Here is a 2,690-nt window from a genome sequence, read left to right as displayed (position 1 = left end):
GCAAACTGTTCGCGATGTCCTCGCACACCTGTTCGCGATGTCTCCGGTCCAAACAGTGGGGAGGGGCTAGGGGTGGGGGTACATCGTAGAGCGAAAGCCTCGAAGCCTCAGCTTCCCATGCGATTCCCCTGCCCGCAAGCGGGCGCCATCAAGCCCGCCTGGATCTCTCCAGCGGAACCTCGCGCTCGCCAAGCATCCGCGCCTCGGCGCGGCGCTGCTGCCGCTCATCGATGAACGCCGCCTGGATCGAGACCGCCGCGCCCGGCAGGCCATCGGCGCGACAGGCCGAGCAGCGAAGCCGCCCCGACAGCGCCGCCAGCGGCGTCTGCGCGGTCACCCCGAAACGCCTCAGCTCGGCCGGCTTCCACCATCTGTTTCGACCGCAATCGATACACTCGACCGCGATCGAGACGACCTCGGCGATCGTTGCTTCCTTGCCCGGCAATGCCATCGTCCCTGATGCCTCAGTTCCTGTTTTGTTCACAACATTAGGGGTTTTTCCCGAAGAGTCGAGTCGGTTCCGCTCAACCCATGCAAAAGTTTAACTTGTGCCAATTTTTGAGTTCTGCTTATATTCGATTTCCCAGACGAATGGGCGACGGGACCGGGTCTCCGTCGCGCCGCCGCCAGCCAAGGAGACGAAGATGGACGCCCTCTCCGCCCAGTTCGCCCGCGATTGCGGCTATAGCGGCGACAGCCCGGCCATGCTCGCCGCCTTCGCCACCATCCGCCGCGACGGCATAGGCGGGGCGCGCCTCGGCCATGGCCAGCGCAAGGCGCTGGTCGACCGGCTGAAGCTCGGCGAGGCCTTGTTCCTGGCGGCGATCCGCCCGGCGCAGTCGGCGGAGGAGGCGCTCGAGGACGCCGCCCGCTTCATTGCCTGTTATCGCAACATGCCGCGCTGGCGCCAGGAAAGGCGCGGCGCCGATCTCGCCCGCGCCAGGCAGCAGCTTCTGCTGGCGCGCTTCTTCCGCCGCTACGGCCACCGCCTCTGGTCACGGCAGGCGGCGTAAGCTGGATGTGAGTAACGTCGGCGCTGCCCCGCTGCCGGCACCTTCTCCCCGTATAGTGACGGGGCGAAGGGCTGGCCGCAGCGTCAGCTCCACTTCTGCAACGCCGGACATTGACGAAATCCTTTGCGACGGCGTCCTTCTCCCGTCCGGGGAGAAGTGCCCGGCAGGCAATGAGGGGCAGCGCAGACCTGAAGCGATTGCCCTCCACCTGCCCTCCACGCTCCTTGACAATCCGCCCTATTTGTTCTCTTTATGTTCGCACAAAACCCACCCTCAGGACAATGCGGCGTTCGAACCGCCGCGGGCGAACGGGCCGGATGGAAGCCAACATCCTCCACGCTGATCTGGACGCTTTCTATGCCTCGGTCGAACAGTTGCTCGACCCCGCCCTGCGCGGCAAGCCGATCGCCGTCGGCGGCGGCGTCGTCTTGGCCGCGTCCTACGAGGCCAGGGCTTTTGGCGTGCGTGGCGGCATGCCGGGGCGGCGCGCGCGGGAACTCTGCCCCGGGCTGATTTTCGTCGGCGGCCATTTCAAGGATTATCAGCGGCTCGGTGATGCGGCTATTCAAGTGCTCGGCGATTTCACGCCGGTGGTCGAGCGGATTTCCATCGACGAGGCCTTTGCCGACGTCGCCGGCTGCACCCATCTGTTCGGCCCGCCGGCCGAGATCGCGACAACCATCCGCCGCCGGGTGCGGGCGGAGCTCGGGCTACCGATCTCGGTCGGCGTGGCGCGCACCAAGCACCTGGCCAAGATCGCCTCGCAGGTGGCCAAGCCCGACGGGCTGGTAGTGGTCGATCCGCGCCACGAGCTGGAGTTTCTTCACGATCTGCCGGTCGAACTGATGTGGGGCGTCGGTCCGGTCACCAGGGAGCGGCTGGCCGGCATTGGTGTGCGCACCATCGGCGAGCTGGCGAAGTTTAACGCCCAATCGCTGGAGCGCCTGCTCGGGCCGGCGGCGGGCGAAAAGCTCAACGCGCTGGCCTGGAACCGCGATCCACGAAAACTCGAGACGCAGCGCCGGGCACTATCGGCCGGCGCGCAATCGGCGCTCGGCAGGAAACCGGCCGAGGCAAAAATCTTCGTGCCCACCCTGCTGCATCTGGCCGAAAGGGTCGCCACCAGGCTGCGGGCGAAAACCCGGCCCGGCCGCACGGTAACGGTCCGCGTTCGCTTTGCCGATCTGCGCTCGGTGACGCGTTCGGTCACGCTCGACCAGCCGATTTCGGCAACCGCGATGCTGGCCGAGATTGCCGAGGCGCTGGTGCGCAAGGTGCTTGTCGATCATCCGCACGAAAAGACCATCTCGCTGCTGGCGATCGCCGTGTCGCATCTGGAGAAGCAACCTGCCCTGCAGATGGAACTGCCGCTCGGCCTCGACGACGACCGCCGCCGCCCCGGCACCAGGAAAGGCGCGGCACGCTGGACCGCCGACCGCGCCATCGACAAGATCCGCGGCCGTTTTGGCTGGGAGGCGGTCGGCTATGCCTCGGTCACCCTCGGGCAATCGCGCTCGGTCCCCGACGCGTTTCGCGAGCTGGCCGAAAAGGAACTGTAAGGGAGTAGGGGAGTAAGGGAGTAGGGGAATAGGGAAATTGGCCCCTACTGCCCTACTGCCCTACTGCCCTACTGCCCTACTGCCCTACTGCCCTACTGCCCTACTGCCCTACTGCCCT

At 66.4% G+C, this 2,690-nt stretch carries 3 protein-coding genes; 2 read left to right on the top strand and 1 reads right to left on the bottom strand.

Annotated features, from left to right (window positions below):
- Window positions 1–148: 148 nt before the first annotated feature.
- On the bottom strand, window positions 149–451 hold the full coding sequence (locus AC0L2B_RS00250) for a hypothetical protein (RefSeq protein ID WP_023799072.1): 303 nt from the start codon (window positions 449–451) through the stop codon (window positions 149–151).
- A gap of 193 nt (window positions 452–644) precedes the next feature.
- On the opposite strand from AC0L2B_RS00250, the gene AC0L2B_RS00245 reads away from it, so the two are divergent.
- Together AC0L2B_RS00245 and dinB are read left to right on the top strand one after the other, a co-directional pair.
- A complete protein-coding gene (locus AC0L2B_RS00245) occupies window positions 645–1,013 on the top strand; it encodes a hypothetical protein (protein WP_473743644.1) in 369 nt (122 codons plus the stop codon).
- A gap of 317 nt (window positions 1,014–1,330) precedes the next feature.
- Complete coding sequence (dinB, locus tag AC0L2B_RS00240) at window positions 1,331–2,572, top strand: DNA polymerase IV (protein WP_473743643.1); 1,242 nt, start codon at window positions 1,331–1,333, stop codon at window positions 2,570–2,572.
- Window positions 2,573–2,690 lie beyond the last annotated feature (118 nt).

The sequence above is a fragment of the Mesorhizobium sp. WSM4815 genome, assembly GCF_055811575.1.
The sequence above is the reverse complement of the archived record's forward strand: the minus strand, read 5'-3'. Positions and strand labels throughout refer to the sequence as shown.

Coding starts and splice junctions, on each gene's coding strand:
- AC0L2B_RS00250 (WP_023799072.1), bottom strand. CDS start 451: ATGGCATTGCCGGGCAAGGAAGCAACGATCGCCGAGGTCGTCTCGATC.
- AC0L2B_RS00245 (WP_473743644.1), top strand. CDS start 645: ATGGACGCCCTCTCCGCCCAGTTCGCCCGCGATTGCGGCTATAGCGGC.
- dinB (WP_473743643.1), top strand. CDS start 1,331: ATGGAAGCCAACATCCTCCACGCTGATCTGGACGCTTTCTATGCCTCG.